Raw genomic sequence first — 24,730 nt, forward strand, 5'->3', positions numbered from 1 at the left:
GCCGGCCAGCAAGCCATGCGAAGGCGAGAACTGGACCCAACGTTCACCCTGCCTCCGCCGCAACAGGAACGGACCGCGCCTTGACCACGACGGAACTGCTTATCTTCGATTGCGATGGCGTGCTGATCGACAGCGAACCTGCATCGAGCCGCGTGTTCTGCCGCGCTTTGAGAAATGCCGGGGTGGAGATCACCCCGGACGAAGTGCACCGTCGCTTTACTGGCTATTCCGAGACCGATGCCATGCGCATCTGCCGGGAAGAATTCGGCCTGGACGACGTGACCGCGGTCTTTGCCGAGACCCGGTCCGATCTCTATGGCGAATTCGCCCGCTCGCTTTCGCCCATGCCCGGCATGCCGCAGCTCATCCGCTCCCTGCCGCATCGCAAATGTGTCGCTTCCAACAGCACCCTCGAGCGCTTGAAGAACAGTCTTGGCCTCTTCGATCTCTGGAATGCCTTCGGGGGCCATATTTTCAGCGCCGAGATGGTCGCGCGACCGAAGCCCGCACCGGATCTCTTCCTGCTCTGTGCAAACCGTTTCGGCGTCGACCCAACCCACTGCATCGTGGTCGACGACAGTCCGCATGGCATCGCCGGCGCAGTCGCCGCCGGAATGCGGGCGATCGGCTTCATCGACCCGGCCGATCCGCGCGCCGACCGGCAGTCTGTGTTGGCCGGTGCCGGTGCGTCATTGATCGCGATTGGAGCCGATGAACTTGCGGGCGCGTTCGACACGCTTCTTTCCACATCAACTTGTCGCGTGCCGGCTCGCGAACCAGCAGCGCGCACGGTGACTGCCTGACCGTTGTCCGTCGCGGTCTCCGCGGCGGAAATATCACTAAAAATTCATGGGGCCATTAACAAACCGACACCCGGCAAGCGCAAGAAACCGCTTCCGCTTCCCCGGCTGTCTCTCTCTTGCGAAAAGGAGTATTCCGATGCTTCCCATCACCCGCCGTCACACCCTTGGACTGTTCGGCGCGACCGCCGGCAGCCTCATCCTGCCGCGCATGACCTTCGCCCAGGGCAAGCGCCCCTCGGTGACGATCGCCGTGCAGAAGATCACCAACAACAACACGCTCGACATCTGGAACGAACAGTCCAACGTCGGCGAACGCGTCTTCTTCCCGAACTTCTGGGAAGGCCTGATCAACCGCGACTGGATGGGCAATCAGGGTCCGGTTGCCGGCCTTGCCACCGAGTGGAAGCGCATCGACGACAAGACGCTCGAGCTGAAATTGCGCCAGGGCGTCAAGTTCCACAATGGCGACGAACTGACGGCCGAAGACGTCGTCTTCTCCTTCTCCAAGGAACGCCTGTTCGGCAATACCGAGCCGAAGGGCGGCAAGACGATCTATGAATCCGACAACAAGCCGACCACCGTCAAGGAACTGCCGGCAGCCGTTCCCGGCATCGGCCGCCGCCTGTGGCCGGCGCTCGCCGGCGTCGAAGCCGTCGACAAGTACACCGTGCGCTTCCACAACGCGACGCCGGACGTGACGCTCGAAGGCCGCCTCTATGCTTTCGGTTCGCAGATCACCAACCGCCGCGCCTGGGACGAAGCCGCTTCCTATACCGACTGGGCCCGCAAGCCGATCACCACCGGCCCCTACATGGTCGGCGAATACAAGCCGGACGTCTCGCTGACGCTGGTTGCCTTCGACGAATACTGGGGCGGCCGCCCGCCGCTCGAGGAAATCCGCTTCGTCGAGGTTCCGGAAGTCGCCTCGCGCGTCAACGGCCTGCTGTCGGGCGAATACGACTTCGCCTGCGACCTGCCGCCGGACCAGATCGCCACGGTTCAGGCCGCCTCGGGCTTCGAGGTCCAGGGCTCTACCATCCTCAACCACCGCGTTTCGGTGTTCAACACCCAGAACGAAATCCTCGCCAACCCGCTGGTGCGTCGCGCCATGACCCATGCGATCGATCGCCAGGCGATCGTCGATGCCCTGTGGGGCGGCCAGACCGTGGTGCCGCCGGGCCTGCAGTTCGACATCTTCAAGACGACCAACATGTTCATCGATGGCTGGGCCGCGCCGGAATACAATCCGCAGCTCGCCCAGGACCTCTTGAAGCAGGCCGGCTACAAGGGCGACGCCATCCCCTTCCGCCTGCTCAACAACTACTACACCAACCAGACCGCCAATGGTCAGGTCATGGTCGAGATGTGGAAGCAGGTCGGTCTCAACGTCGAGATCCAGATGAAGGAAAACTGGGCTCAGATCCACGATCCGGAAGGCGTCAAGGGCGTGCGCGACTGGTCGGCTTCCGCCAACATCAACGACCCGGTGACCCCGATGGTCACGCAGTTCGGCCCGAACGGCGAGATGCAGCAGAAGAAGGACTGGACCAACGCCGAGATGAACGAGCTGGCCGTCGTGCTCGAGACCTCGACCGACCGCGCGCTGCGCAAGAAGGCCTATGCCCGCATGCTGGAAATCTGCGAGCGCGAAGACCCGGCCTACCAGGTCCTGCACCAGAACGCCGTGTTCACCGGCATGAAGTCCTCGCTCAAGTGGAAGGCGGCCCCCGCCTTCGCCATGGACTTCCGTTCCAACAACTGGACGATGTGATCGCTCCAGCTCGATCCGGCGGCGCAGGCGCCGCCGGATTTGCCCTTCCAGCAACCGCAGCGGCGGGCCAAGGGCCTTGCCGCATCAGGCCTTGAAGAAGGTGACCGCAATGAGCCCCAATCTCGTGGAACTTCGCAATCTGAAAGTCGCCTTCGACGGCGTTCAGGTCCTGCACGGCATCGATCTCGACGTGAAGCCCGGCGAGGCGCTGGGCCTGGTCGGCGAGTCCGGCTGCGGCAAGTCGGTGACCTGGCTTGCGGCGCTCGGCCTGCTGCCGGGCAAGGCCCGTGTCACCGGTTCGGTTCGCGTCGAGGGGCACGAGGTCTGCGGCGCCCCGCGCCAGGCGCTGGAAAGCGTGCGCGGCGGACGCGTCGCGATGATCTTCCAGGATCCGTCGAGTTCGCTCAATCCGGTACTGCGCATCGGCCGGCAGATCACCGAGGCCCTCACCCTCCATCGCGGGCTCCATGGGGCCGCCGCCAAGGCCGAGGCGCTGCGGCTGATAGACCTCGTGGGCATTCCCGATGCCCGGCGGCGCTTCGATCTCTATTCCCACGAATTCTCCGGCGGCCAGTGTCAACGGCTGATGATCGCCATGGCGCTTGCCGGACAGCCGGATCTCCTGATCGCCGACGAACCGACCACGGCGCTCGATGCGACGATCCAGGCGCAGATCCTCGACCTGCTGATCGCCCTTCGCGCCGAAACCGGCATGGCGACTGTGTTCATCAGCCATGACCTCGGCGCCGTTTCCCAGGTCTGCGAGCGCGTCTGCGTCATGTATGCCGGGCGGATCGTCGAGCAGGGTTCGATCGAGCAATTGTTCTCCGAGCCGCGCCATCCCTATACCCGCGGCCTGTTCGACGCGATCCCGCGCATCGACGGCCCACGCAATCGGCTGATCCCCATTCCCGGCACCGTGCCCAACCCGAAGCACCTGTCGGCCGGCTGCGCCTTTGCGCCGCGCTGCACGCGCGCCACAGACGGCTGCGCCGACCAGCGGCCGATGCTGGAACCGATGGAGGACGGCCGCCGGCTCGCCTGCTTCAGCCCGGTCCCGGCTGCCCGCCCGCACCCCGTCAAGACGAAGATCCTGGAAGGCGCATAAGTGACTGCTCCCCTCATCAAGGCCGAGGGCCTCACCCGCGTCTACCAGTTGCGACGCGGCCTGTTCGGCAAGCCGATCCCCGTTCGCGCCGTCGACGGCGTTTCCCTGAACGTCATGCCGGGCGAGGCGCTCGGCATCGTCGGCGAGTCCGGCTCCGGCAAGTCGACGCTGGGACGCATGCTGCTCGGCATCGACCCGGCACAGTCCGGAAGGGTGACCTTCGAGGGCAAGTCCATGCCGGAATTCGGCACCGCCGAGTGGCGCGCGCTCAGGGCGAAGATGCAGCTCGTCTACCAGGACCCGCTGGCGGCACTCGACCGGCGCCTCACCATCGCCGCCCAGATCGGCGAACCGCTGGACATCCACGACCTTCTGCCGAAGGACGAACGCCCGGCCCACGTCGAGGCGCTTATGGCCGCCGTCGGGCTACGCCAAGACCAGGCCGACCGCTATCCGCACGAACTGTCCGGCGGGCAGCGCCAGCGGGCCGTCATCGCCCGGGCGCTGGCCACGCGCCCCAAGCTGCTGGTCTGCGATGAGCCCGTCTCGGCGCTCGACGTCTCGATCCAGGCGCAGGTGGTCAACATGCTGCGCGACCTGCAGGAAGACAACGGCATTGCCATGGTGTTCATCAGCCATGACCTCAAAGTGGTGCGCAACATCGCCGACCGCGTCGCCGTCATGTATCTCGGCCGGATCGTCGAGGAGGCCTCTTCCGACGTGATCTTCGCCGCGCCCAAGCATCCCTATACCCAGGCGCTCGTCTCCAGCGTGCCGGTTCCGGGCAAGCCGCTCATCGGTCGGACGATCCTGCAGGGCGAGCCGCCGAACCCGGCCAACCGGCCGTCCGGCTGCGCCTTCCATCCGCGCTGTCCGCTGGCGGCCGACATCTGCCGCACCACCGTGCCGGCGCTACGCACCATCGGCGTCCAGCGAACCGCCGCCTGCCATCTGGTCGAAGGCGCCGACGCGCCGCTCGCCGCGTAAGGAGACGACCATGATCCGCTTCGTCTTCACCCGCCTGCTGCGCGCCTTCATCACCATCCTGGCCGTCGTCACCTTCGCCTTCGTCGTGCTGCGCATGTCCGGCGATCCCGCCCAGGTCATGCTCGGCCCCGACGTGCCGCAGGACGCGGTCGATGCCTTCCGCAAGGCCTGGGGCCTCGACCAGCCGCTGTGGATCCAGTACCTCGCCTACATCAGGTCGATCTTCAGCGGCGATTTCGGCGTTTCGATGCGCGACAAGGCGTCCGCCCTGCAGCTGGTGCTGGAACGCATTCCCGCCACGCTGCAGCTGACGATTCCGGCGCTCGTTCTGAAACTGCTGATCGGCATTCCGGCCGGCGTCTATGCCGCACTTCACCGCCAGAGCATCATCGACCGCGGCGTGATCATGCTCTCCATCCTCGGCTTCACCATTCCGTCCTTCGTCATGGGTCTGCTTCTGGTGCTGATCTTTTCGGTGAGCCTCGGTCTCCTTCCCTCCGGCGGACAGGACACCTGGATGCACGGCCTGCTTCCGACGCTCACCATGAGCATTGGCGGGATCGGCATCCTCGCGCGTTTCTCGCGCAGCGCCATGATCGAGGTGATGGGCCAGCCCTATATCCGCACCGCGTCCGCCAAAGGGCTGAAATGGCCGGATGTCGTCTGGCAACATGCGCTGCCGAATGCCGCCGTGCCGATCGTCACCATCGTCGGCTTCATGGTCGGCTCGCTGATCGCCGGCGCGGTCGTGGTGGAATCGATCTTCTCCTGGCCCGGCATCGGCCGCCTGCTGGTGGTGTCCGTCGCCAACCGCGATCTCGCGGTCGTCCAGTGCATCCTGTTGATGATCGCCGCGACCATGGTGATCTCCAACCTCATCGTCGACCTGCTCTACGGCTGGCTCGACCCGCGCCTTCGCGCCCAAACCGCCCATTGAGGAGGACGTCATGAACTCGACAGACATGGCACAGGCGCAACCGCGAAGCGGCCACGGCACCGGCGTCTTCTCCACCCTTCGCCGCAACGTGCCCCTTTCGATCGGGCTCGGCATGCTGTGGCTCGTCGCCATGGTGCTGGTGGCGATCTTCGCCGACCTGCTGCGCCCCTACGGCATCACGGCGATGGACCTTGCCAACCGCCTGGCCGCGCCCGGCAATGCCAAGCACTGGCTCGGCACGGACGAGCTCGGCCGCGACGTGCTCGCCCGCCTGATCCAGTCGATCCGTGTCTCGCTGGTCATCGCGTTCAGCGCCACGATCCTCTCGGCGGTGTTCGGCACGGTGCTCGGCTTTGCCGCGGCGAAATTCCGCGGCTGGGTCGAACACCTGGTGCTGGTGCTCGCCGACTTCCAGGCGGCCCTGCCCTTCCTCATCATGTCGCTGGCCGTACTCGCCTTCTTCGGCTCGTCCATGCTTCTGATCGTCTGCCTGATGGGCTTCTACGGCTGGGAACGTTATGCGCGCATCGCCCGGGGACTGGCGATTTCGGCGAGTGCCCAGGGCTATGCCTCAGCGGTCGTGCAGCTCGGCGCCACGCCGTTCCGGGTCTATTTCCGCCACATCCTGCCGAATGTCGCCTCGACGCTGATCGTCTCGATGACGCTGACCTTCCCCGAAATCATCCTGATGGAAAGCGGCCTCTCCTTCCTCGGGCTCGGTGTGCAGCCGCCCGAAACCAGCCTCGGCAACATGGTCGGCTTCGGCCGCGAGTACCTGACGCGCGCGCCGTGGATCATGCTCGCGCCCGCCGTCGTCATCATGCTGACGACGCTGTCGATCTCGCTGGTCGGCGACTGGCTGCGCGACAAGCTCGACCCGACCGTGCGCTGACACTTCTCAACCCCAGATCCTTCAGGACCAAGCTCATGACACTGATCACCGGCCATCGCGGCGCCCGCAATCTCTGGCCCGAAAATTCGCTTCAAGGCTTTCGCAACGTGCTCGAGCTTGGCGTCGACGCCGTAGAATTCGACGTCCACCTGACCGATGCCGGCGAACTCGTCGTCATCCATGACGCGACGCTGGAGCGCACGACCGAGGGCCACGGTCCGGTCCGGGCGCTGACGCCCGAGGCGCGCCTGAACGTCAAGCTCAAGGACAGCGAAGAGACCGTTCCGACACTGTCCGAGGTGCTTTCGGTGCTGGCGGCGGCCGACGGCCTGCCCCTTCACGTCGAGATCAAGAGCGACGAGACGGGCACGGCCTATCCGGGGATCGTCGAAAAGGTCGCCGCGGAACTCGCCGCCCAGGGTCTGGCCGGGCGCAGCTACCTGACCTCGTTCGACGTCTCCGTGCTCGAAGACTGCCGCCGCATCGCCCCGGACATCGCCCGGCTCGTCTCGGTCAATGCCGCCTGGGCCGAAAGACAGGGCGGGCTGAAGCGCTTCATCGAGCAGGTCGAAGGTCTCGTCGAAATCGTCGCCATCCATCACGAGCTGATGGAGGCCGAATGGGACCTGATCACAAGCCTGCTGCCGCTTGACCGCCTCTGCGTCTGGACGCTGAACGACGAGGCGCTGATCGGCAGATGGCTCGAGCGCGGCATCGGCCACCTGACCTCCGACAGCCCCGACCTGGCATTGACACTGCGCGACAAGATCGCGGCTGCCGCCTGAACCCCTTGCCCACCCCCTACACCTGGAGTGAAACCATGAGCAATATCATCGCAACCGGATTCAATGCCGCCTCAGACAACGGCGAAATGCAAAGCCTCGGCGACGACCTTCGGGCGCTCGCCGACATGGGCGTCGACACGGTCGAGCTGGGCGTCACCACCCTCGACCTGATCGCCGGCGGCCGCATCATCAAGGACCGCGCCGAGCGTCTCGTCGCCCTCACCAAGCAGTTCGACCTGCGCTACACGGTCCACGGCCTCGTTTCGTCCAACTTCATGGACCCGGCCACCTGCCGCTACCAGATCGATGCGGCCAAGGCCCTGGTCGAGATCTGCGACCGGATCGATGCCCGCATTCTCGTCCAGCACGGCGGCTGCCTGCGCGCCGAGCAGATCTTCGACCGCGCCGCCGCCGACCTTCGCGAACGCGAAGCGCTGCTGGAACTCGCCGAATTCGCCAAGCCCTACGGCGTGCGCATCGCGCTCGAAAACATCTTTACCACCGAGCCCGGCCAGTATCGCCAGACGCCGGCCGAGGTCGCCGAGACGGTCACGGCGGTCAATCACGCCAATGTCGTCGCCCTCATCGACTTCAGCCACGCTTATATCGAGTCGACCTATCGCGGCCTGAACTTCCGCGAGCAGATCGCCGCCATGGCGCCGGTTGCCGGCCATCTGCATCTGCATGACAGCTTCGGCCGCCCGCAGGGCTTCTACAAGGGCTATCACCTGCAGGAGAACACCGCGATGGGTATCGGCGACCTGCATATGCCGCTCGGCTGGGGCGACATCGACTGGGAAGACATCTTCTCCGAGCTCGACTTCCTGCCCGGCACCGTCGCCATGATGGAAATCGGTGCCCGTTACCGCGCCGAACAGCCGGAATGCCTGGAGCGCGCCCGCAAGCTGATGGCGCTCAACAACCGCCAGAAGTCCATCGCCGCAGAGTGATCGCCCGGCTGGACCAGACATGCATGGCCGTCGTGGAGATCACGACGGCCAATGGCGTTTCGGGATATGCGGCCGAGCCTTTTCCAAGCCGAGTTCACGAACGATCCGCCACCCTGTCTGACTTTCGCAACGACATAGCGAGTACCAAATGTCGACACTTGAGGAAATAGCTTCGCGAGCCGGTTGCTCCATGGCCACGGTCAGCCGCGTACTCAATCGTAGCGGACCGGTCAGCGATGGCATGGTCCGGCGCGTGCGCAAGGCGGCCTCGGATCTCGGCTATCACCGGATCGAGCGAACCCTTCCGCCGGGACGCCGCCGGCCGGTGATCGGCGTGCTCATTCCCAGCATCACCAATCCCGTCTTTGCCGCCTCGCTGTCAGGCATCCAGAACCGCATGCGGGTATCGGGGCACGGCGTGCTGATCGCCCAGTCCGACTATGATCCGTCGCGTGAGGCCGATGCCGTCGACCATCTGCTGGCGGAAAAGCCGACCGGCCTCATCCTGACGGTGTGCGACCCGTTGAAAAGCCAGGCTATCCTCCCCGCCTTCCTGCCGCCGACTGTCCTGCTCAACAACTTGCCAACCTTGCGCTTTCCCGCCGCGGTGACGACCGACAACCGCCTCGCCGGGCGCGACATCACCACGCATCTCATCGAAAATGGCCATCGGCGCATCCTGTTCGTGTCGGGGCGCTTCGAGAGTTCCGACCGCGCCCGGCTCCGGTATGATGGATATGGTGACGCAATGGCGGCAAATGGCCTTTGCGTGCTGGACGCCCTGCAGATCCCCTTCGTCACCGGCCATGACGAACTCGATCTCGGCCAGGCCGTTCAGTTCCACCGGCCCACCGCCATAATTGCCTCGAACGACCTTCTCGCGCTGGGCGTGATCAGCGCCCTCCGGCGCGACGGACTGCAGGTACCCGGCGACGTGTCGGTCGCGGGCTTCGACGGCATCGCCATCGGCCGGCTTGTACATCCGCCCTTGACGACGATCGAGATGGCCGATGCCAGCATGGGCGCAACGGCGGCCTCGCTACTGCTCGACATCGCCGAAAACTCCGCGACGCCCCGCCATCTCACGCTCGGCTACAAGCTGAATGCCGGCGGTACGGTGCGGCGGATCGACCCCGCTTCGTAAGCTCATCTTGCTGACAAGAAGAGACCGCTGACAAAGCTTGCTAGGCTCTCCTTCGACATCCTCGGCCTTGTGCCGAAGATCTGCGAACGGTTGATTTCAGTGACTTCACGACCTTCTCGGCACAAGGCCGAGGATGTCGCCGCGCAAGGATTGGGGACTGTCGGCAAACGGAGATACGCCGCCCTTGCGAGCGGCGCATCTTCAGTCGGCTGGTATTGGGCGAGCGTCAGGCTTAGCTGCGCGGCAGCAGGCCTTCGACTTCGGCGGCGGCGTCGTCAAGCGCTTCCTTCGGCTCGGCCGACTGTTCGACCACACGCGACAGGTTCTCGACGATGGTCTGGGTGACCTTCACGCCGTTCGAGCCGGGGAAGGCATACCAGGGCTGCATCAGCGGCATCTGCTCGAGGCCGGCGCGGAACAGCGGGTTCTCCTTGTAGAAGTTGCCGAGATAGTCCGGCGACTGGGCGGCGAGCTCATTGTTCGGCACGTAGCCGGTACCGGGAACGACGACCGAAGCGCCGAACGGACCGGCGGCGAACTTGATGAATTTCCAGGCCGCTTCCTGCTTTTCGGCGTCGCGGGTCAGCATGACGGCGGCATTGCCACCGGTCGGCAGCTTGCCGTTGGCCGGATCGATCAGCGGGATATGGCCGGTGCGCAGGTCGAACTTGTCGCCGACATTCTTGATGGTGTTGCGAAGCGCGCCGGTGGTCATGAAGGCAAAGCCGACCTTGCCGGCGACGAAGGCCTGTTCGCCGGCCTGCTTGGTGAACACCGGAAGGCCGCCTTCCTTGACCATGCGGTCGACCAGTTCGAAGGCCTTCTGACCTTCCGGACCGTTGAATGCCACGCCGCTTTCGTCATCCTTCAGCATCTGGCCGCCGGCGCCGAACAGCAGGGCCGAGAACATCCAGTCGTCGCCCTGCCAGCGGAAGTCGATGCCTTCATTGCCGTCGCCGAGCGCCTTGATCTTGGACGACAGCGCGATCACCTCGTCCCAGGTCTTCGGCGGCTGGTCCGGATCGCCGCCGGCTTTGCGCACCAGATCGGCGTTGTAATACATAATCGGGTTGGAGGTGGCGAAGGCCAGGCCGACCTGCTTGCCCTTGACCTGGGCGAGCTTCAGGATGTTGTCGGAAAAGCCCTGCTCGGCCATGTTGCCGTCCTTGGCCATGAAGGGAGCGAGGTCGACGGGGATGTCGCGCTCGTTGACCATGCGCAGGCGGTTGAGGCCGATGAAGGTGACATCCGGCATTTCGGCCGTACCGGCCTGGCGCATGATGGTCTGGATGCCTTCTTCATAGGTCGCCGACGGGTTGGCGAAGGTGATCTTGATGTCCGGATTTTCTTCCATGAACTTCTTCGAGATCGTGTCCATCACGTCCTTGAAGAAACCCGGCATCGGATAGTGCACGTTGAGCGTGGTCTCGGCATGGGCGGGCATGCTCACGGACAGCGTCACCGCTGCCGCGGCGAGCGCCTTCTTGAGATAGGTCATCGCAGGTCTCCTTGGTTGCGACCGATCAGCCTTTCAGACCGGTCATGGTGATACCCTCGACGAAGCGCTTCTGCGCGAGCAGGAAGGCAAGCACGAGGGGAAGGGTGATGATGAGGGTCGCCGCCATCAGCGCGCCGTAGTCGTCGCCGGCTTCGGCGGCGCGGAAATAGAGAAGTCCGAGCGGCGGCGTGGCGTAATTCTGGTTGGTGACGACGATCAGCGGCCAGAACAGGTCGTTCCAGTGGGCGACGACAGAGAAGATCGCAAAGGCGGTGATCGCCGGCCAGGCATTCGGCACGACGACCCGCGCCACGATGCCGGCCTCTGACATGCCGTCCAGACGGGCCGCATGGATCAGGTCGTCGGGAATGCCGCGGAAGAACTGCAGGAAGAGGAAGATGGCAAAGACCGAGATCGAGAAGGGCGCGACCAGCGCAAAATAGCTGTTGAGCACCGACAACCGGTCGAAAGCGACATAGAGCGGCAGCGCGGTTGCATGGATCGGAACCAGCAGTCCGAGCATGACGAGCGCCATCATCATCCGCGCCGCGCGGAACGACAGCTTGGCCATGGCATAGGCGCAAGGGATCGCCACCATCACCTGGACGACGAGGATCAGGCCGCAGACGATCACGCCATTCAGGAGCAGGCCGCCCATCGACACCCGGCCGAAGGCCTTGGCGAAGTTCTCCGCATAGGACCAGGTCTGCGGGATCAGGTTCAGCGACGAGGAGAAGATCTCGCTCTGGGCCTTGCCAGCCGTCGAGATCATGAAGATGTAGGGCGCCAGAAAGACGATGGCCCCGAGCGTGAGGAGAGCAAGGCGCACGGCGCGGCCGGGCGTGAAGCGATCGGTTATCATCATGCGTAGTGCACCTTCCGGTCCATGACGCGGTATTGGAGGAACATCAGCGACACCAGGATTGCCAGGAAGATGACGGTCATCGCCGAGGCGTAGCCGACCTTGAGGAAGACAAAACCTTCCTGGTAGATGGTGAAGAGCAGGACTTCAGACGCCTTGTTCGGGCCGCCCTCGGTCAGCGTCTTGACGGTCTCGAACACCTTGACCGAATTGATGATGCTGATCGTCGTGACGAACAGCGTGGTCGGCCCCAGCATCGGCCAGGTGACGAGGCGGAAACGGGAGAGCGCCGAGCGCGCGCCGTCGACTTCCGCCGCCTGGTAGAGCTCGCGCGGGATGGCCGACAGGCCCGCCAGGAACAGCACCATGTTGAAGCCGGTCGCCTGCCAGATGCCGATGATCGACAGGCTGGTCATCACCGTGCTCGATGCGCCGAGCCAGTTCGGGCCGTCGATGCCGATCAGGGCGAGTGCGGCATTGACCGGGCCGATGGTCGGATGGAAGAGATATTGCCAGACCGTCGCCATGGCCACGAGCAGCGAAGCGACGGGCAGGAAATAGGCGGTGCGGAACAGGCTCTTGCCCCAGCCCTCCGATTCGATCAGCAGCGCGATGCCGAGCCCGAGCGCCATCGACGTGGGCGCGACGATCGCCGCATAGATCGTGGTGTTCCACAGCGATTTCTTGAAGGTGCGATCATTCAGCAGTTCGGCATAGTTCTCGAAACCGACAAAGTTGAAGCTGGCATAGCCAAGTTCGAAATCGGTGAAGCCGAGAAAGATCACCGCGATCGTCGGTAGGATAATGAAGAGGAAAAGCAGCACCAGGGCCGGAGCCGAGAGCAGGAGGGCGATGCGGGCCTCGCGCCTCTTCGCGGCGTCAGCGGGGGAGAGAACGAGCGACACCCGGCCTGAGTCGAGGGCGAGACTAGCCATGCAGCACCTCCGACCGCTCGGCCGAGACTATGGCGATGCTGGCGGCAAGCCGGTCGCCGTTTTCGTCGAACAGCAGAATGGCGTCGGGATCGAGTTTCACATCGATGCGCTGGCCGGCGGCAAGGCCGATGGCTTCCGCAGGCGGGATCTTGGCCACGACGATGCCGTCCATGGCCGCCAGCCTGGTAAAGACCACCACTTCCGAGCCGAGAAATTCGAGCCGCTCGATGCGGGCCGGCAGGCTTCCTTCGCCGGCAGACGCAAGCGCCACAAATTCCGGGCGGAAGGCGACCATAACCGGCGCACCGGACTTGAGGTGGAGACGGGTCGCAAGGCGGACGTCGCCGGCCTGCACCAGCCCTTTGTGGTCGACCACCGTCGACAGGACATTGATGCGCGGCTGGCCGAGGAAGCGGGCGACCTCGATATGAGCGGGGTCGTCATAGATCTTGCGCGGGCTGTCCAGTTGCAGAAGACGTCCGCCGATCATCACCGCCACACGGTCTGCCATCGACAGGGCTTCCGACTGGTCATGCGTGACGTATAGCGTCGGCACGCCTGCCTTGCGGTGCAGTTCGACGATCTCGCCGCGCGCATGGATGCGCAAGTTTGCGTCGAGGTTCGACAGCGGCTCGTCCATCAGGAAGACGCTGGGTTGGCGCACCATGGCGCGGGCGAGCGCCACGCGCTGACGCTGGCCGCCCGACATCTGCCCGGGCTTGCGGTCGAGCAGATGGTCGATCTTCAGGGAAACAGCCATGTCCTGGACCTGGCGCTGGATGTCGGCGCGGATCTGCCGCTGGCCCGACAGCATGGCGCCGATCAGCGGCAGGCGCCCGGCCGTCGACAGCCGCCGCATGGCGAGCGGAACGGCGATGTTCTGGCCGGCGGTGAGATGCGGGTAGAGCGCATAGGACTGGAACACCATGGCGATGTTGCGATCACCGGCAGCCCTGCCGGAGACTTCCTCGCCGCCGATGACGATCTCGCCATGGTCGGCATGATCGAGGCCGGCGACGATGCGCAGGAGCGTGCTCTTGCCGCAGCCGGACGGCCCGACGAGGGCGATGAATTCGCCAGCCTCGGCCTCGAGGCTGACACCCTTCAGAATGCTGTTGCCGCCATAGGACTTGTTGATGTCGCGAAGGCTGAACGCGCTCATTCGGCAGCCTCCACCGGGACTGCGGAGATGTTGCGGGGATAAACCTCGTCGATGACCTCGTCGAGCACATGAGCGATCATGCCGGCCGCCGCGACGATCTCGCTCGTCACGTCGTCGCCGAGATGATGGATGACACCACCGACGAGACGCTCACCCGGCATGTCCCGTTCCAGCTTGTCGATGATGAAGGAGGTCGGCGGCGCCCAGACGAGCTTGGTACCGTCGACCTCACCCTGCCAGGTCCAGTGCAGATGACCGCTGGCATAGAGCGCCACGTCGTGGGCGGCCAGAAGGTCGAGAAGGCGCTGGCGTTCGGCAGGGCGGGCGCCCCAATAGCCCGTATCGCCCTCGGCCGGATCGTCGACGAAAAGCGGCTTGTGCGCGAAGATCACCACGCGGCGACCGTCGCGGCCCTCCAGCGTCTGCACCAGCCAGTCGAACTGCGCTTGTTCCTCCATATGGCCGGAGCCGATCAACAGACTGTTGAGACCGATCATTCGCCAGTTGCCGATGTCCTTGGCAAAACGGTCGGGACCGGCAAGCCGGCGCCAGCGTTCGAGGCGGGCATCGTTGACCGGCTGGTGCGAGCCGGGCATGTGGCCGACGTCGTGATTGCCGGGAACGACGAGAACCGGCACGTCGAGTTCGCCGAGCAGCGCCATGGAGAAGACGATGTCGTCCTCCTGGTCGGCGCCGTCGATGGTGAGGTCGCCGGTATGCACGACGAGGTCGGGCTTGACCTCCTCGATCCAGCGGCGAATGGGCTCCCAGTTGCCGTTGAAATGCGGCTTGGACGGACTGAAATGCGTGTCGCTGATCTGGACGATTTTCATGGGCTGGCACCTTCTAAGCACAGGATCGGCGCGGGATCGCGGGCAAACCCGGCGCGCTCGGCGATGTGTTTAGGTGCTCTGCGTGTCAGTCGCTTGAGGCGGGTTTCAGTGTTCTTCCAATTCCGTCATGAGATCTTCAAAAAAGGATTGGCGCGTGCTGCGACGGCACGGCTCCGGCAGGCAATTGCTACTCAAACCGCCTGAAACCTGAGACCACATCCTCAGCCTGCGAGGCGAATGATGGCTGAAAGAGGCACCCGCAAAATCCAGGGCCTTCCACTGGGGCTTGTGGACCAGCTTTTAGGGAATTGGGCGGAACCTCGGTCTCACGGCTTACTGAAATGGCTTATCAAATGCTTCCGCATGCTATCCATCGATGGCTCCGGGGCCTCAGGGTCCGGCGTCATTCCGACATCGAAGCCCTCCGCTACGAAACGCTCGACAAGCACGCGGTCTCTGCTCACGATGTGGATCGGGACCGAGCGCGAGGCATCCGGTCCCGTAACGATAGCCGCAGGCTGATGATCGCCAAGCACAATGAAGACGGCATCCCTGCCAAAACGGGTGACATAGTCACCCAAGGTTTCCAGCGTGTAGTCTATGGTTTCGATATACTGCCGGCGGACGCGCTCTTGATTGGCCCAGACCACCCGTGGCGGATCGCCGCTTTCGGCCTGGTCGTTGAAGGCCGTGCCGTCGCCGACGGCATCCCAATCGATCAGTTTCGGCACGGGCGTCCATGGCGCATGGCTGGAAATGAGGGCGATCTCGGCCATGACGGGCTTGCCGTTCTTGCGGGCAGGTTCACGGGCGAGGCGTTCGAATGCTGAAAGCGTATACTGGTCCGGCATGGTCACCCAGTTGAAGGGCTTGCCACGATAGCCAAGGTCTTTCGCAGCGAGGATTTGGTCATAACCGAAATAGGCGGACTCCGGCCAGTCCATGGTGATGGCGGGCATGATTGCGGTGGTCCGCCATCCCGCCTCGCGAAACAGCCGGTTGAGGCTTTCGCGGTCGCTGTTCATAAGAAGGTCATAGCGCGCCTGGCTATCGACCCACAGGCCCGACAGCAGCGTTCCGTGAGCAAGCCAGCTGAGGCCGCCGACAGTCGGCGAGCGGGTCCAACCGCTGGCGGAGACGAAACCCGCCGACTGGAGCTGCCGCTCGACGCTGTCAAGACGCGGCTTGATCAGCCAACCATAACGCGGATCCTCGATGGCGCTTCGCCCGTAGGATTCGATGAAGACGAGGATCACGTCACGGCCCCTGACCCGGGCAAAGACATGATCGCCGCCTTCATATCCGTTGTCGGCGGCGAGCGCGCCTTCGAAGGCCCTGATGTCGGCAACCGAGCGAGCCACGAGGGAAAGCCGCGCGCCGAGATAGGAAGCCACCCGCAAATCCGCGACATCCTTCAGCCCTGCCTGCGAGCCGGCCGCCAGCAGCCCGAGACCAACGGCGAGGATGATCGCGAAACCGGTGACGGCCGCGCGCCGGGCCTTCCGGGCCAACCGCGGCATACGGAGGCAGGCCCACCAGAAGGCGCCCATCAGCATTGCCATGGCTCCCACCACCAGACCGATGGCGAGAGCCGCGCCAAGCGCGCCGACCGCACCGGAGAGTACATTCCAGCCGTCGAGCAGCATCTTCATGTCGAGATAGGGATTGAAGCGCCTCTGGAAGGCGGAGAGCACCCCGACGTCCGCGAGCTTCAGAAACAGCAGACAAAAGACGACGATCGTGGCAAGAACGGCAAGCGCGATGGCCATCCGCCTGGGCAGCAACAGCAATGCGAGCGCGACCAGCGGCACCTCGAGCGGCAGGCGCAGAAACGCATGCGGATGGAAAGCGCCCGGACTGTCCGGCATAGTGGAGGCAGCGACTCCGATAACGACAAAGATCATGACAACAATGCCGGCCTTCCATCCGGAAACATGCATGCGCCTATCTTGCGATCCGTACCGCTTCATCCGCTTCATCTTCCTACCGACTGGAATGCAGTTTTGAACGACCGTCCCGAAACGAGACTACCATGAGTAAGCTGAAGGCCCTCACCATCGGCGCCGTCGTCCTGCTTCTGGCGATCCTTCTTCTCGCCGTCGATCCGGCAGGCGTCATCGAGGCCTTGGGCAGGGTGCCGCCGGGACACATTCTTGCAGCGGTGCTGGTGGTCCAGGTACAGATCGTGCTGTCCGCCCTGCGCTGGCGATTCACCGCCGCCCGCCTCGGTCATCATATCCCGGCGCGACTGGCGATCCGCGAATATTATCTCGGCGGCGTTCTCAACCAGATCCTGCCGGGTGGGATCGCCGGCGACGCCGCGCGCGTCTACCGCAGCAAAGACGAGAATTCCGGCGGATGGAAACGGGCGGCGACCGCCGTCGCACTGGAGCGCCTGTCCGGTCAGTTTGCTTTCTTCTTGCTGACAGTCATCGGCCTGATGGCCTGGGCAATCCTGCATCCCAAGAACCTGCCCATGGACCCTTCGCCGGCGATCTGGATTGTCTTGGCCATCGTTGCCGCTCTCAGCGCCGCCGTCGCATGGTTCGGCACATCGCTGAAGGCACGGCTCGGCCAATTCGGCCCCGACCTTGCGGCGGCGTTCTGGAAGGACGGGGCGCTCGCGGTACAGGCTGGCCTCAGCACCCTGATTGTCGCCAGCTATGTCCTGACGTTCATGCTTGCGTCCGACGCGGTCGGCGCAACGCTGCCGCTGATCGCGGCCGTCACCGCGGTTCCACTCTGCCTGATGACTATGCTCGTGCCCCTCGGCATCGGCGGATGGGGAACGCGGGAAGCCGCTGCGGCCGCACTCTGGCCGCTCTTTGGCTTTACTGGCGCCGAGGGCTTCGCCGCGAGCCTCTTGTACGGTATCTTTTCCCTCGCGGGCACCGCCCTGCCCGGCGTGCTCGTTCTGGCCGCTTCCTTGCTCGGCAATCTCGGCCGCCGCAAATAGGGACCGCACGCGCCTCACGAGAAAGACCGGGCGCAGATACCACTTTACGGGCATTTGGCCGTTCCGAGGTGCGCCATCGCACTCATCTGCCCGCCTCCCCGCGACGCAACAAGTTGAGGCTGTCGACCGCGAAGGAATAGGAAAGCAACAGGAGCGCGATGGCGGAGAGCCATGAGGAGACTGGCGGAACCATACCGGGCAGGAGAACCAGGCACATCACGGCGACCTGCACCACGCAGACGAGTTTCCGCCTGAACGAGGGCGGCAACGGCGACTTCAAACGGGGTACGATATACTGAGCCAGCACGAAGCCGTAGCGCATCAGTCCGATGAGCAATACCCATGGACCTGCCTTGCCGAATAGGAGGGCGGCCGTCGATAGGCAGAGGATCAGCAGCGCGTCGACTTCCATGTTGAATCGTGCCCCCAGGTCAGATTCGTACCCATAGCGGCGCGCGAGATGGCCATCGACACCATCGAGCGCGAGGGCGACGAGCACGAGCACGACAAGCGCCCATACGGTGGTTTCGCCATGCTGCATCGCGCCGGGAAAGAAAATGATGGCGCCGACCATACTGACGAGCGCAGCACGAACCGCGGTGACCGCGTTGGCGAAGCCGAACCGCTCGAAGCCATGGTGATGCAATCCGTTGACGACGAGTGCGAAGATGAGGATGAGCACGACCGCCGCTGCTACTATGGCGTTGCGGCCGAGCGACAGGTGAAAGGCCACCAACCCATAGCCGACGAGCGCGGCGGCGAAGATGCTGCCGAGAACGATCAGCGCGCTGGCCTTTAGTGCGGGCGATGCTCCGCTCCCCGCGGCTAGCCCCTGCACGGCTGATGGTTCCTTCGACAACATGTCCTGCCTACTCCGCGGCAAGAAGAGCCTCGATGTCCAGCATGTGGCCGGCGCGCATCTTCTTCGTTTGTAGATAGCCAGCGTTCTCGACCGTCACCTCGCCGGTGAGCGCAACGCGGCTGTCGACTTCGATACCCCCCTCGGAAAGAGCGGCGATCTTGGCCGGATTATTGGTAAAGATGACGACTTTCGCGATGCCGAGCAAGCGCAGCATCGCCATCGCCGCCTCGTAGCGACGGTGGTCGCTGCCAAAGCCGAGTTCGGCATCGGCATCAATCGTGTCCAGCCCGAGATGCTGGTATCCGTAGGCTCGCATCTTGGCGCCGATGCCGGTACCGCGCCCCTCCTGGTCGAGATAGAGAAGCACCCCACCGCCCACCGCCTTGATCGAGGCGAGACCGTTGCGCAACTGGTCACCACAGTCGCATTTGAGCGAACCGCAGAGGTCGCCGGTGATGCAGGAGGAATGGATGCGGATCGGCACCGGAGCGTTGAAATCGGGCTGGCCGACCACGATGGCGATCTGATCCTTCTGCGCCAGTCCGCCGCGAAAGACCACGAACTCCGCATCGCCGAGATCGCGTAGCGGCACGCGGGTGCGGACCACCATGTCAAACCGCTGGCGCGCTGTACCGGCAGTCGCGAGAAGAGACCTTTCGAGCGTGCAGCAAGCCGCGAATCGACTATCGAAGTTGTTGATGTCGGCACAGACCATCGCCGGTAGCAGCAGCGCCAGTTGCGCCAACTCGGCAGACGCTCCCATTAGCGTGTCGGCCTCACGCCAGCGCATCGGTGCCTGTGCCTGTGCCTGTGCCTGTGCCTGAAGGCCGTAGGCCAAGCGCGACGCCTCCGCAAAGGAAAGCCCCTCGAGCGGAACCGAAATATCACCGCATGCGCCCGGCAAGAGTCGCGCGGCGCGGTGTTCCGTCAGGAAGAGCGAATGCTTCCCTTCGACGGCGGCGGCAAATTGATCGTATATGGAGGGCGCCGCACTATCGAGCGCCAGTGCGGCGAGCCGCCGCGAACCGTCCCTGAGGATCACCGGCCGGCCGAACCGCAATTCGGCGACTGCGCGTTCCACCTGCATCGCAGGCGAGGCGAAATGAAAACCGTGGTCGTCCGACGATGTCATCACAATTCTCCCAAAAATCCATCAAAGAACTTTACGTGCTGAGGCCCCGGCCGGATCATGCAAGGCGCCCGTCGTCTGCCGGATTTTCCGACCGACCGCCCTGTGAGGTCCGGCTCCGCGTGCAAAAACACGAAGAATTTGCACACCCGTGCAATTGCTCCCTGCGGCTTCGCGCTATGTACGATGGTACCGGAACCAACCGGTCGGAGACAAAGACCCGGTGGCGCCGTTCGCCAATTCGAGGCATCGTAGCCACCACTACGCTTTCGGCACGATGGTCAGCTCAGGAAAGGCCCGCACGACGCGCCAAGGAGAACATGAATGAACCTGGACACCAGGGCCGGAGAGTTGGGCGATGGGAATGCCCGAGCGTTGTGGTTTTCGGCCGCCGGCACATGCGAAATACGAGGTGAAACCCTGTCACCGCGGGCAAGGGGCCAGGTGCTCCTGCGCATGCTATTCAGCGGCATCAGCCGCGGGACGGAGAATCTCGTCTTCCACGGCCGCGTGCCCACGAGCGAATTCGAACGCATGCGCGGCCCCCATATGGGCGGGCAATTCCCCTTTCCGGTGAAATACGGATATTCAGCCGTAGGGCAGGTTGAAGCGGGCAGCGCGTCGCTTCTCGGCAAGTCCGTGTTCTGCCTTCACCCGCATCAGGATGTCTTCACCGTCGAAGAGGCCTCCGCAATCCCCCTGCCCGACGGATTGCCGCCAGCGCGGGCCGTGCTGGCCGCGAACATGGAGACCGCGCTGAACATCGTCTGGGACGCTAACATCCTGCCGGGCGACCGGGTTGTGGTGTTCGGCGCGGGCGTCGTCGGCGCCCTCGTCGCCTATCTCGCGTCACGCGTCATCGGCACCGAAGTCCTGCTCGTCGATCGCAACCCAGCAAGACAGGCCCTGGCCGCACGCCTCGGGCTCGATTTTGCCTCGGGCCAAGACCTCGCCGGCGAATACGACGTGGCTGTCAACGCTTCCGGTTCGGCCGAGGCGCTTGGGCAAGCCATTGAACTGGCCGGGCAGGAGGCGCGCATCGTCGAGGCCAGCTGGTACGGCGACAGCCCCGTCAGCCTGCGGCTCGGCGGTGCCTTTCATGCGCGACGGCTTACCATCGCCAGTTCCCAGGTGGGGTCCGTGCCGCCGGCTAGACGTGCACGCTGGACCTATGCCCGGCGGCTCGCCAAGGCGCTCGACCTTCTGTGCGACGACCGCCTCGACGCGCTGATATCAGGTGAAACCCGCTTCGCCGCGCTTGAGAACGCCTATCCGGCGATAATCGCCGATCCAGAAACCCTTTGTCATCGTATTCGCTACTGAGCGTAACTATGGAGAGCGAGCGCCCATGTTTGCAGTTGAAGTCCGCGATCACATCATGATCGCCCACAGCCTCCCCCGACCGGTTTTCGGCCCTGCCCAGGGCATGCATGGTGCCACGTTCGTGGTCGATGCCGCCTTCTTCACTCGCAACGTCGACGACGATGGGCTGGCGGTCGATATCGGTGCCGCGACCACTGTGCTCGGCGAAGTGCTGACGCCGCTCAACTACAAAAATCTCGACGAAATCCCCGTTTTCACCGGCAAGGTTACGACGACGGAAGTGATCGCTAAGCACATCTTTGACGCACTCGCGCGCGCGGTCGCCGACAAGAAGCTGGGACCGGGCAGCCACCGCATCTGCCGTCTGAAAGTAACCCTGCACGAATCCCACGCCGCCCGCGGCTGGTACGAGGCCGACCTTTGAGCGAGAGTGTCACATTCGCCTATCCCGGCGATTTGGCGCTGAAGACCGGCGGCTATGCTTATGATCGGCGGGTGATCGCAGGTCTTTGCGAAAGCGGTTGGTCCGTCGAGCGCCTGCCGCTGGGCGAGGGCTTTCCTGCCCCGCCCGCGGACGCGAAGCGTGAGGCCGAGCGCAGGCTGTCGGAACTGGCGGACGGCGCCCTTGTTGTTATCGACGGCCTCGCCTTCGGCCTGCTCGACGAATGGGCCGAGCGCGAGAATGGCCGGCTGCGCATTGTCGCGCTCGTGCACCACCCGCTGGCGCTCGAGACCGGCCTCGATATTCGCCAGCAGGACCGGTTCCAGAACCGCGAGCGCCGCGCGCTTTCCTTCGCCAGGCACGTGATCGTGACCTCACCTATGACCGCGCGCGAGTTGGAAGCCAATTACGGCATACCTCAACGCCGGATCACCATCGCCATTCCGGGCACAGATCCCGCGACCGCCGCCAACTGCGACGGCGATCCGCCGCATATCCTCTCCATCGGCACCCTGACGCCGCGCAAGGGCCATGACGTCCTCATCGCCGCGCTGAAACAGGTGGAGCACCTGGCTTGGCGGGCAACCATCGTCGGCAGCCAGACCCTCAATCCAAATACGGCCACGCTTCTGCGGCAGCAGGTCGAGACGCTCGGCCTTGCCGACCGGATTTCGCTAGCCGGCGAATGCGACGATCCGCGCGCGCTCTTGGCCGGCGCCAACATATTCGCCCTTGCCAGCCGCTTCGAAGGCTATGGCATGGTTTTCGCGGAAGCCCTGTCGCAAGGACTGCCGATCGTCGCCTGCAGGACGGGCGCCGTGCCCGACGTCGTTCCGCACGCCGCCGGCACACTGGTTCCCGTGGATGATATCGGCGCCTTCGCGGGCGCGCTTCACGACCTTCTCACTGACAAGACGCTACGACTTGCGAAAGCCGAAGCGGCAAGGCGCGCCGGCGCACAATTGCCAGGATGGGCCACGACTGTTGACATCATCTCGACCACGTTGAGGGCATTTCGATGAGCGGGTTCGACAAGGACTGGCTGGCGCTGCGCGAGCCCGCCGATCGGGCAGCCCGCCACGACGGTCTGGTCGATGACCTGGCCCGGTATCTCAGCGACATGAAAGACACCCGCATTCTCGACATCGGCTGCGGCACGGGTTCGACCTGGCGCGCCCTCAATGATCGACTGCCCGGCGCGGTACACTGGGGGTTGCTGGACCACGACCCCCTGCTGCTGGAAGAAGCGGAGCGCCGGATCGGTGCGAACGGTAGGGTCGGGTTCTGCAGGCACGATCTCAACGATATCGACACCCTGCCACTGAAAGGCGTTGATGTCGTCACCGCATCCGCGCTGTTCGACCTGTGTTCGGAGCGCCTCTGCGAAGCCATGGCCGACCGGCTCGCTTCAACGCTCTGCGGCCTCTACGCGGCGCTGAACTATAACGGCATCATGCACTGGTCCATCCCGCATGCGCTCGATGAGCAAATAGTGGACCTGTTCAACCAACATCAGCGGACCGACAAGGGATTCGGGCAGGCACTCGGCCCTGACGCCACGGCCTGCCTCGCCCGCCTTCTCACGACAAGGGGCTTCAGCGTCAGGATCGAGGAGAGCCCATGGCGGATGGACGCCGGTTCGACCGCCCTGCAGGTCGCCCTGCTGAACGGACTGCGCCAACCGCTTCTGGAGATTTCCGAACTGTCCGAGGCAACGATCGAGGGCTGGCTGGGCTATCGGCTGTGGGCTATCGGCGAACCGGACAGCTCATGCATGGTTGGCCATACGGACCTCCTGGCCCTGCCGGTCTGAGGCCCGTTGCCGTTCCAACCGGCAGTCGAACAGGATGTCGCTGCCCAGGTTATAGACTTCTGTTGCGGGCCGGTGAGCGCAGGTGAGCCGATCGATTGGCGGCAACATGATGCCGCTCGGCCCGGAACCGATGATGATCGGGGAAATGGCGACATGCAGCCGGTCGACGAGATTGGCATCGATGAATCGCGCGATCGTTCGCGCGCCACCTTCGACCAGGATGCGATGGAGATTGCGCCTTGCCAGCGCATCCAGGATGTCGCGGGGATCAAGGCCACATGCCTTGGTCTGAAGGTCTATTACCTCGGCCGTCGGCAGCGGCCTGCCTCTGGCGCTCGCGCTGCGGAACACGACCACCGGTGCCCCGCCGTCGTGAAACAGGCTTTCGCTGCCGTCCAGGACCGCATGACAGTCAACGACCACGCGCACTGGCGCCGGTCCCCTGACCATCCTGACCGAGAGTCTCGGATCGTCGGCTCTGACCGTGCCCACGCCGACGATGACGGCATCGACCAGCGCCCGGCACCGGTGCAGATGAGCAAGGCCGTCTGGCCCTGAGACATTGCGTGCATCACCTGAAGGCGTGGCGATGCGCCCGTCGAGCGATTGCCCCACCTGGGCCAGCACGAACTGTCCGCGCGCGCCGGCTATGGGCGAGTACAGATCATAGGCGGCATCGGTGGAGGCCAGATCGGCAGTTCCCTTTCGAAGGGCGAGCAGCCGCTCCCATGTTGCCTCGGTGATCTCCATGCTTCCCATTGTCGGCCCTAGAGTATCCTGTACAGGGTGTTGTCGCGCTTGATCACATGATGAAGCAGTACAGCCCCGATATGCAACGCAAATAGCAGCAAAAGGATCCATGCGCTCCAGCCGTGGATCGCCGATAACGTCCAGGCGATGTCGGGCGCCTTGCCCAGCGGGCTCCAGACCGGTACGAGGCCGAACCAGACGAGCGGGAAACCGTGTGCATTCGTGGCAAGGAAGCCGCTGACGGGCATGATGATCAGGAACACATAGAGCAGGCCGTGGACCGTGGAAGCCGCGAAGCGCTCGATCGCCGGTCCTTCCGGATGCGGCGCCCGGGCGATTAGCTTGTTGCCGACGCGCAGCAGCATCAGCCAGAGTACAAGGAAGCCGAAGCTCTCGTGGATCATGTAGAAATCCAGCGACACTTCCTTCTTGGTGAACTGGATAAAGAAGCCTAACGGCCAGGTCGCAAGCACGAGCACCGCCACGATCCAGTGAAGAATGCGGGACGTCGCCGGATAGCGCTCAACGCGGATGACCGCTTCGGACGGACAGGTCGTCTTGGAAAGGATGTTCATTTCACTGATCCTGGACATGATTGTCTCGAGATATGAACGCCTCACAAAATCTGATCACATGCCTAGACCAAGCGCAATGACGTTCTCCCGACGCGCGCCCCTTTCACTCCACTTCTGGCGTGGTTGAGACGACCGCAGGGAGTTCCAAGGTATCCGACTGTGAAATAGTCCATTGAACCCGCGCTCCTTTTCTGGTCATTTCAAAGCAATATA

24 protein-coding genes are annotated in these 24,730 nt (G+C 64.1%); 14 read left to right on the top strand and 10 right to left on the bottom strand.

Features of this window, described 5'->3' with window-relative positions; translation table 11 throughout:
• Positions 1 to 80: 80 nt before the first annotated feature.
• The 9 genes from ACWPVA_RS16740 to ACWPVA_RS16780 all read left to right on the top strand — a co-directional run bounded on the left by ACWPVA_RS16740 (position 81) and on the right by ACWPVA_RS16780 (position 9,377).
• Positions 81 to 803, top strand: a complete 723-nt coding sequence (locus ACWPVA_RS16740) for an HAD family hydrolase (protein ID WP_454288755.1) — start codon at positions 81 to 83, stop codon at positions 801 to 803.
• A gap of 136 nt (positions 804 to 939) precedes the next feature.
• The gene (locus ACWPVA_RS16745; protein ID WP_454288756.1) at positions 940 to 2,574 is read left to right on the top strand and encodes an ABC transporter substrate-binding protein; all 1,635 of its coding nucleotides are present in this window, start codon (positions 940 to 942) and stop codon (positions 2,572 to 2,574) included.
• A 109-nt stretch (positions 2,575 to 2,683) separates the two neighbouring features.
• The gene (locus tag ACWPVA_RS16750) at positions 2,684 to 3,682 is read left to right on the top strand and encodes an ABC transporter ATP-binding protein (protein ID WP_454288757.1); all 999 of its coding nucleotides are present in this window, start codon (positions 2,684 to 2,686) and stop codon (positions 3,680 to 3,682) included.
• Complete coding sequence (locus ACWPVA_RS16755) at positions 3,683 to 4,669, top strand: ABC transporter ATP-binding protein (RefSeq protein ID WP_454288758.1); 987 nt, start codon at positions 3,683 to 3,685, stop codon at positions 4,667 to 4,669. It begins immediately after the preceding gene.
• A 10-nt stretch (positions 4,670 to 4,679) separates the two neighbouring features.
• Positions 4,680 to 5,606, top strand: a complete 927-nt coding sequence (locus ACWPVA_RS16760) for an ABC transporter permease (RefSeq protein WP_454288759.1) — start codon at positions 4,680 to 4,682, stop codon at positions 5,604 to 5,606.
• 25 nt (positions 5,607 to 5,631) lie between these two features.
• Positions 5,632 to 6,498, top strand: coding sequence for an ABC transporter permease (locus tag ACWPVA_RS16765; protein ID WP_454289624.1), 867 nt, complete (start codon positions 5,632 to 5,634; stop codon positions 6,496 to 6,498).
• A gap of 35 nt (positions 6,499 to 6,533) precedes the next feature.
• Positions 6,534 to 7,283, top strand: coding sequence for a glycerophosphodiester phosphodiesterase family protein (locus tag ACWPVA_RS16770; RefSeq protein ID WP_454288760.1), 750 nt, complete (start codon positions 6,534 to 6,536; stop codon positions 7,281 to 7,283).
• 35 nt (positions 7,284 to 7,318) lie between these two features.
• The gene (locus ACWPVA_RS16775; RefSeq protein WP_454288761.1) at positions 7,319 to 8,233 is read left to right on the top strand and encodes a TIM barrel protein; all 915 of its coding nucleotides are present in this window, start codon (positions 7,319 to 7,321) and stop codon (positions 8,231 to 8,233) included.
• A 148-nt stretch (positions 8,234 to 8,381) separates the two neighbouring features.
• Positions 8,382 to 9,377, top strand: coding sequence for a substrate-binding domain-containing protein (locus tag ACWPVA_RS16780; protein ID WP_454288762.1), 996 nt, complete (start codon positions 8,382 to 8,384; stop codon positions 9,375 to 9,377).
• Positions 9,378 to 9,609: 232 nt separating this feature from the next.
• On the opposite strand, the gene ACWPVA_RS16785 is transcribed toward ACWPVA_RS16780, so the two are convergent.
• From ACWPVA_RS16785 to ACWPVA_RS16810, 6 genes are all read right to left on the bottom strand, one after another.
• Positions 9,610 to 10,875, bottom strand: coding sequence for an ABC transporter substrate-binding protein (locus tag ACWPVA_RS16785; protein WP_454288763.1), 1,266 nt, complete (start codon positions 10,873 to 10,875; stop codon positions 9,610 to 9,612).
• A gap of 25 nt (positions 10,876 to 10,900) precedes the next feature.
• Positions 10,901 to 11,737, bottom strand: a complete 837-nt coding sequence (locus ACWPVA_RS16790) for a carbohydrate ABC transporter permease (RefSeq protein ID WP_454289625.1) — start codon at positions 11,735 to 11,737, stop codon at positions 10,901 to 10,903.
• Positions 11,737 to 12,672 carry a carbohydrate ABC transporter permease gene (locus tag ACWPVA_RS16795; RefSeq protein WP_454288764.1) on the bottom strand — a complete coding sequence of 312 codons (936 nt, stop codon included), beginning with the start codon at positions 12,670 to 12,672 and terminating at the stop codon, positions 11,737 to 11,739. The genes ACWPVA_RS16790 and ACWPVA_RS16795 overlap by 1 nt, the downstream gene beginning before the upstream one ends.
• Positions 12,665 to 13,834 (bottom strand): ABC transporter ATP-binding protein, encoded by a 1,170-nt coding sequence (locus tag ACWPVA_RS16800; RefSeq protein ID WP_454288765.1) that lies wholly within the window; start codon positions 13,832 to 13,834, stop codon positions 12,665 to 12,667. The genes ACWPVA_RS16795 and ACWPVA_RS16800 overlap by 8 nt, the downstream gene beginning before the upstream one ends.
• Positions 13,831 to 14,667, bottom strand: a complete 837-nt coding sequence (locus tag ACWPVA_RS16805) for a metallophosphoesterase family protein (protein ID WP_454288766.1) — start codon at positions 14,665 to 14,667, stop codon at positions 13,831 to 13,833. The genes ACWPVA_RS16800 and ACWPVA_RS16805 overlap by 4 nt, the downstream gene beginning before the upstream one ends.
• Positions 14,668 to 14,993: 326 nt before the next feature.
• Positions 14,994 to 16,607, bottom strand: a complete 1,614-nt coding sequence (locus tag ACWPVA_RS16810) for a sulfatase-like hydrolase/transferase (protein WP_454288767.1) — start codon at positions 16,605 to 16,607, stop codon at positions 14,994 to 14,996.
• Positions 16,608 to 16,699: 92 nt separating this feature from the next.
• On the opposite strand from ACWPVA_RS16810, the gene ACWPVA_RS16815 reads away from it, so the two are divergent.
• Positions 16,700 to 17,623, top strand: coding sequence for a lysylphosphatidylglycerol synthase transmembrane domain-containing protein (locus tag ACWPVA_RS16815; protein ID WP_454288768.1), 924 nt, complete (start codon positions 16,700 to 16,702; stop codon positions 17,621 to 17,623).
• Positions 17,624 to 17,705: 82 nt separating this feature from the next.
• On the opposite strand, the gene ACWPVA_RS16820 is transcribed toward ACWPVA_RS16815, so the two are convergent.
• Both ACWPVA_RS16820 and ribA read right to left on the bottom strand, forming a co-directional pair.
• On the bottom strand, positions 17,706 to 18,485 hold the full coding sequence (locus ACWPVA_RS16820) for a CDP-alcohol phosphatidyltransferase family protein (RefSeq protein ID WP_454288769.1): 780 nt from the start codon (positions 18,483 to 18,485) through the stop codon (positions 17,706 to 17,708).
• A gap of 7 nt (positions 18,486 to 18,492) precedes the next feature.
• A complete protein-coding gene (gene ribA / locus ACWPVA_RS16825) occupies positions 18,493 to 19,617 on the bottom strand; it encodes a GTP cyclohydrolase II RibA (RefSeq protein WP_454288770.1) in 1,125 nt (374 codons plus the stop codon).
• 321 nt (positions 19,618 to 19,938) lie between these two features.
• Here ribA and ACWPVA_RS16830 point away from each other — a divergent pair, with 321 nt between their 5' ends.
• From ACWPVA_RS16830 to ACWPVA_RS16845, 4 genes are read left to right on the top strand one after another with little or no spacing between them, the layout of a single operon-like run.
• Positions 19,939 to 20,937: a zinc-dependent alcohol dehydrogenase gene (locus tag ACWPVA_RS16830; RefSeq protein WP_454288771.1), complete on the top strand. Its 999-nt coding sequence runs from the start codon at positions 19,939 to 19,941 to the stop codon at positions 20,935 to 20,937.
• A 25-nt stretch (positions 20,938 to 20,962) separates the two neighbouring features.
• A complete protein-coding gene (locus tag ACWPVA_RS16835; protein WP_454288772.1) occupies positions 20,963 to 21,361 on the top strand; it encodes a 6-pyruvoyl trahydropterin synthase family protein in 399 nt (132 codons plus the stop codon).
• A complete protein-coding gene (locus tag ACWPVA_RS16840; RefSeq protein ID WP_454288773.1) occupies positions 21,358 to 22,401 on the top strand; it encodes a glycosyltransferase family 4 protein in 1,044 nt (347 codons plus the stop codon). Before ACWPVA_RS16835 ends, ACWPVA_RS16840 begins: the two co-directional genes overlap by 4 nt.
• Positions 22,398 to 23,192, top strand: a complete 795-nt coding sequence (locus tag ACWPVA_RS16845) for a class I SAM-dependent methyltransferase (protein ID WP_454288774.1) — start codon at positions 22,398 to 22,400, stop codon at positions 23,190 to 23,192. Before ACWPVA_RS16840 ends, ACWPVA_RS16845 begins: the two co-directional genes overlap by 4 nt.
• Here ACWPVA_RS16845 and ACWPVA_RS16850 read toward each other — a convergent pair.
• Both ACWPVA_RS16850 and ACWPVA_RS16855 read right to left on the bottom strand, forming a co-directional pair.
• On the bottom strand, positions 23,148 to 23,951 hold the full coding sequence (locus ACWPVA_RS16850) for a RibD family protein (protein WP_454288775.1): 804 nt from the start codon (positions 23,949 to 23,951) through the stop codon (positions 23,148 to 23,150). The genes ACWPVA_RS16845 and ACWPVA_RS16850 overlap by 45 nt on opposite strands.
• An 8-nt stretch (positions 23,952 to 23,959) precedes the next feature.
• Positions 23,960 to 24,517 (bottom strand): cytochrome b, encoded by a 558-nt coding sequence (locus ACWPVA_RS16855; RefSeq protein WP_454288776.1) that lies wholly within the window; start codon positions 24,515 to 24,517, stop codon positions 23,960 to 23,962.
• Positions 24,518 to 24,730 lie beyond the last annotated feature (213 nt).

The organism is Rhizobium arsenicireducens, assembly GCF_964021225.1.

Bases quoted from the DNA above. Each gene is read 5' to 3' on its own strand.
- ACWPVA_RS16745 (WP_454288756.1), top strand. From the start codon at position 940: ATGCTTCCCATCACCCGCCGTCACACCCTTGGACTGTTCGGCGCGACC.
- ACWPVA_RS16750 (WP_454288757.1), top strand. From the start codon at position 2,684: ATGAGCCCCAATCTCGTGGAACTTCGCAATCTGAAAGTCGCCTTCGAC.
- ACWPVA_RS16760 (WP_454288759.1), top strand. From the start codon at position 4,680: ATGATCCGCTTCGTCTTCACCCGCCTGCTGCGCGCCTTCATCACCATC.
- ACWPVA_RS16765 (WP_454289624.1), top strand. From the start codon at position 5,632: ATGGCACAGGCGCAACCGCGAAGCGGCCACGGCACCGGCGTCTTCTCC.
- ACWPVA_RS16770 (WP_454288760.1), top strand. From the start codon at position 6,534: ATGACACTGATCACCGGCCATCGCGGCGCCCGCAATCTCTGGCCCGAA.
- ACWPVA_RS16775 (WP_454288761.1), top strand. From the start codon at position 7,319: ATGAGCAATATCATCGCAACCGGATTCAATGCCGCCTCAGACAACGGC.
- ACWPVA_RS16780 (WP_454288762.1), top strand. From the start codon at position 8,382: ATGTCGACACTTGAGGAAATAGCTTCGCGAGCCGGTTGCTCCATGGCC.
- ACWPVA_RS16785 (WP_454288763.1), bottom strand. From the start codon at position 10,875: ATGACCTATCTCAAGAAGGCGCTCGCCGCGGCAGCGGTGACGCTGTCC.
- ACWPVA_RS16790 (WP_454289625.1), bottom strand. From the start codon at position 11,737: ATGATAACCGATCGCTTCACGCCCGGCCGCGCCGTGCGCCTTGCTCTC.
- ACWPVA_RS16795 (WP_454288764.1), bottom strand. From the start codon at position 12,672: ATGGCTAGTCTCGCCCTCGACTCAGGCCGGGTGTCGCTCGTTCTCTCC.
- ACWPVA_RS16800 (WP_454288765.1), bottom strand. From the start codon at position 13,834: ATGAGCGCGTTCAGCCTTCGCGACATCAACAAGTCCTATGGCGGCAAC.
- ACWPVA_RS16805 (WP_454288766.1), bottom strand. From the start codon at position 14,667: ATGAAAATCGTCCAGATCAGCGACACGCATTTCAGTCCGTCCAAGCCG.
- ACWPVA_RS16810 (WP_454288767.1), bottom strand. From the start codon at position 16,607: ATGCATGTTTCCGGATGGAAGGCCGGCATTGTTGTCATGATCTTTGTC.
- ACWPVA_RS16815 (WP_454288768.1), top strand. From the start codon at position 16,700: ATGAGTAAGCTGAAGGCCCTCACCATCGGCGCCGTCGTCCTGCTTCTG.
- ACWPVA_RS16820 (WP_454288769.1), bottom strand. From the start codon at position 18,485: ATGTTGTCGAAGGAACCATCAGCCGTGCAGGGGCTAGCCGCGGGGAGC.
- ribA (WP_454288770.1), bottom strand. From the start codon at position 19,617: ATGACATCGTCGGACGACCACGGTTTTCATTTCGCCTCGCCTGCGATG.
- ACWPVA_RS16830 (WP_454288771.1), top strand. From the start codon at position 19,939: ATGAACCTGGACACCAGGGCCGGAGAGTTGGGCGATGGGAATGCCCGA.
- ACWPVA_RS16835 (WP_454288772.1), top strand. From the start codon at position 20,963: ATGTTTGCAGTTGAAGTCCGCGATCACATCATGATCGCCCACAGCCTC.
- ACWPVA_RS16845 (WP_454288774.1), top strand. From the start codon at position 22,398: ATGAGCGGGTTCGACAAGGACTGGCTGGCGCTGCGCGAGCCCGCCGAT.
- ACWPVA_RS16850 (WP_454288775.1), bottom strand. From the start codon at position 23,951: ATGGGAAGCATGGAGATCACCGAGGCAACATGGGAGCGGCTGCTCGCC.
- ACWPVA_RS16855 (WP_454288776.1), bottom strand. From the start codon at position 24,517: ATGAACATCCTTTCCAAGACGACCTGTCCGTCCGAAGCGGTCATCCGC.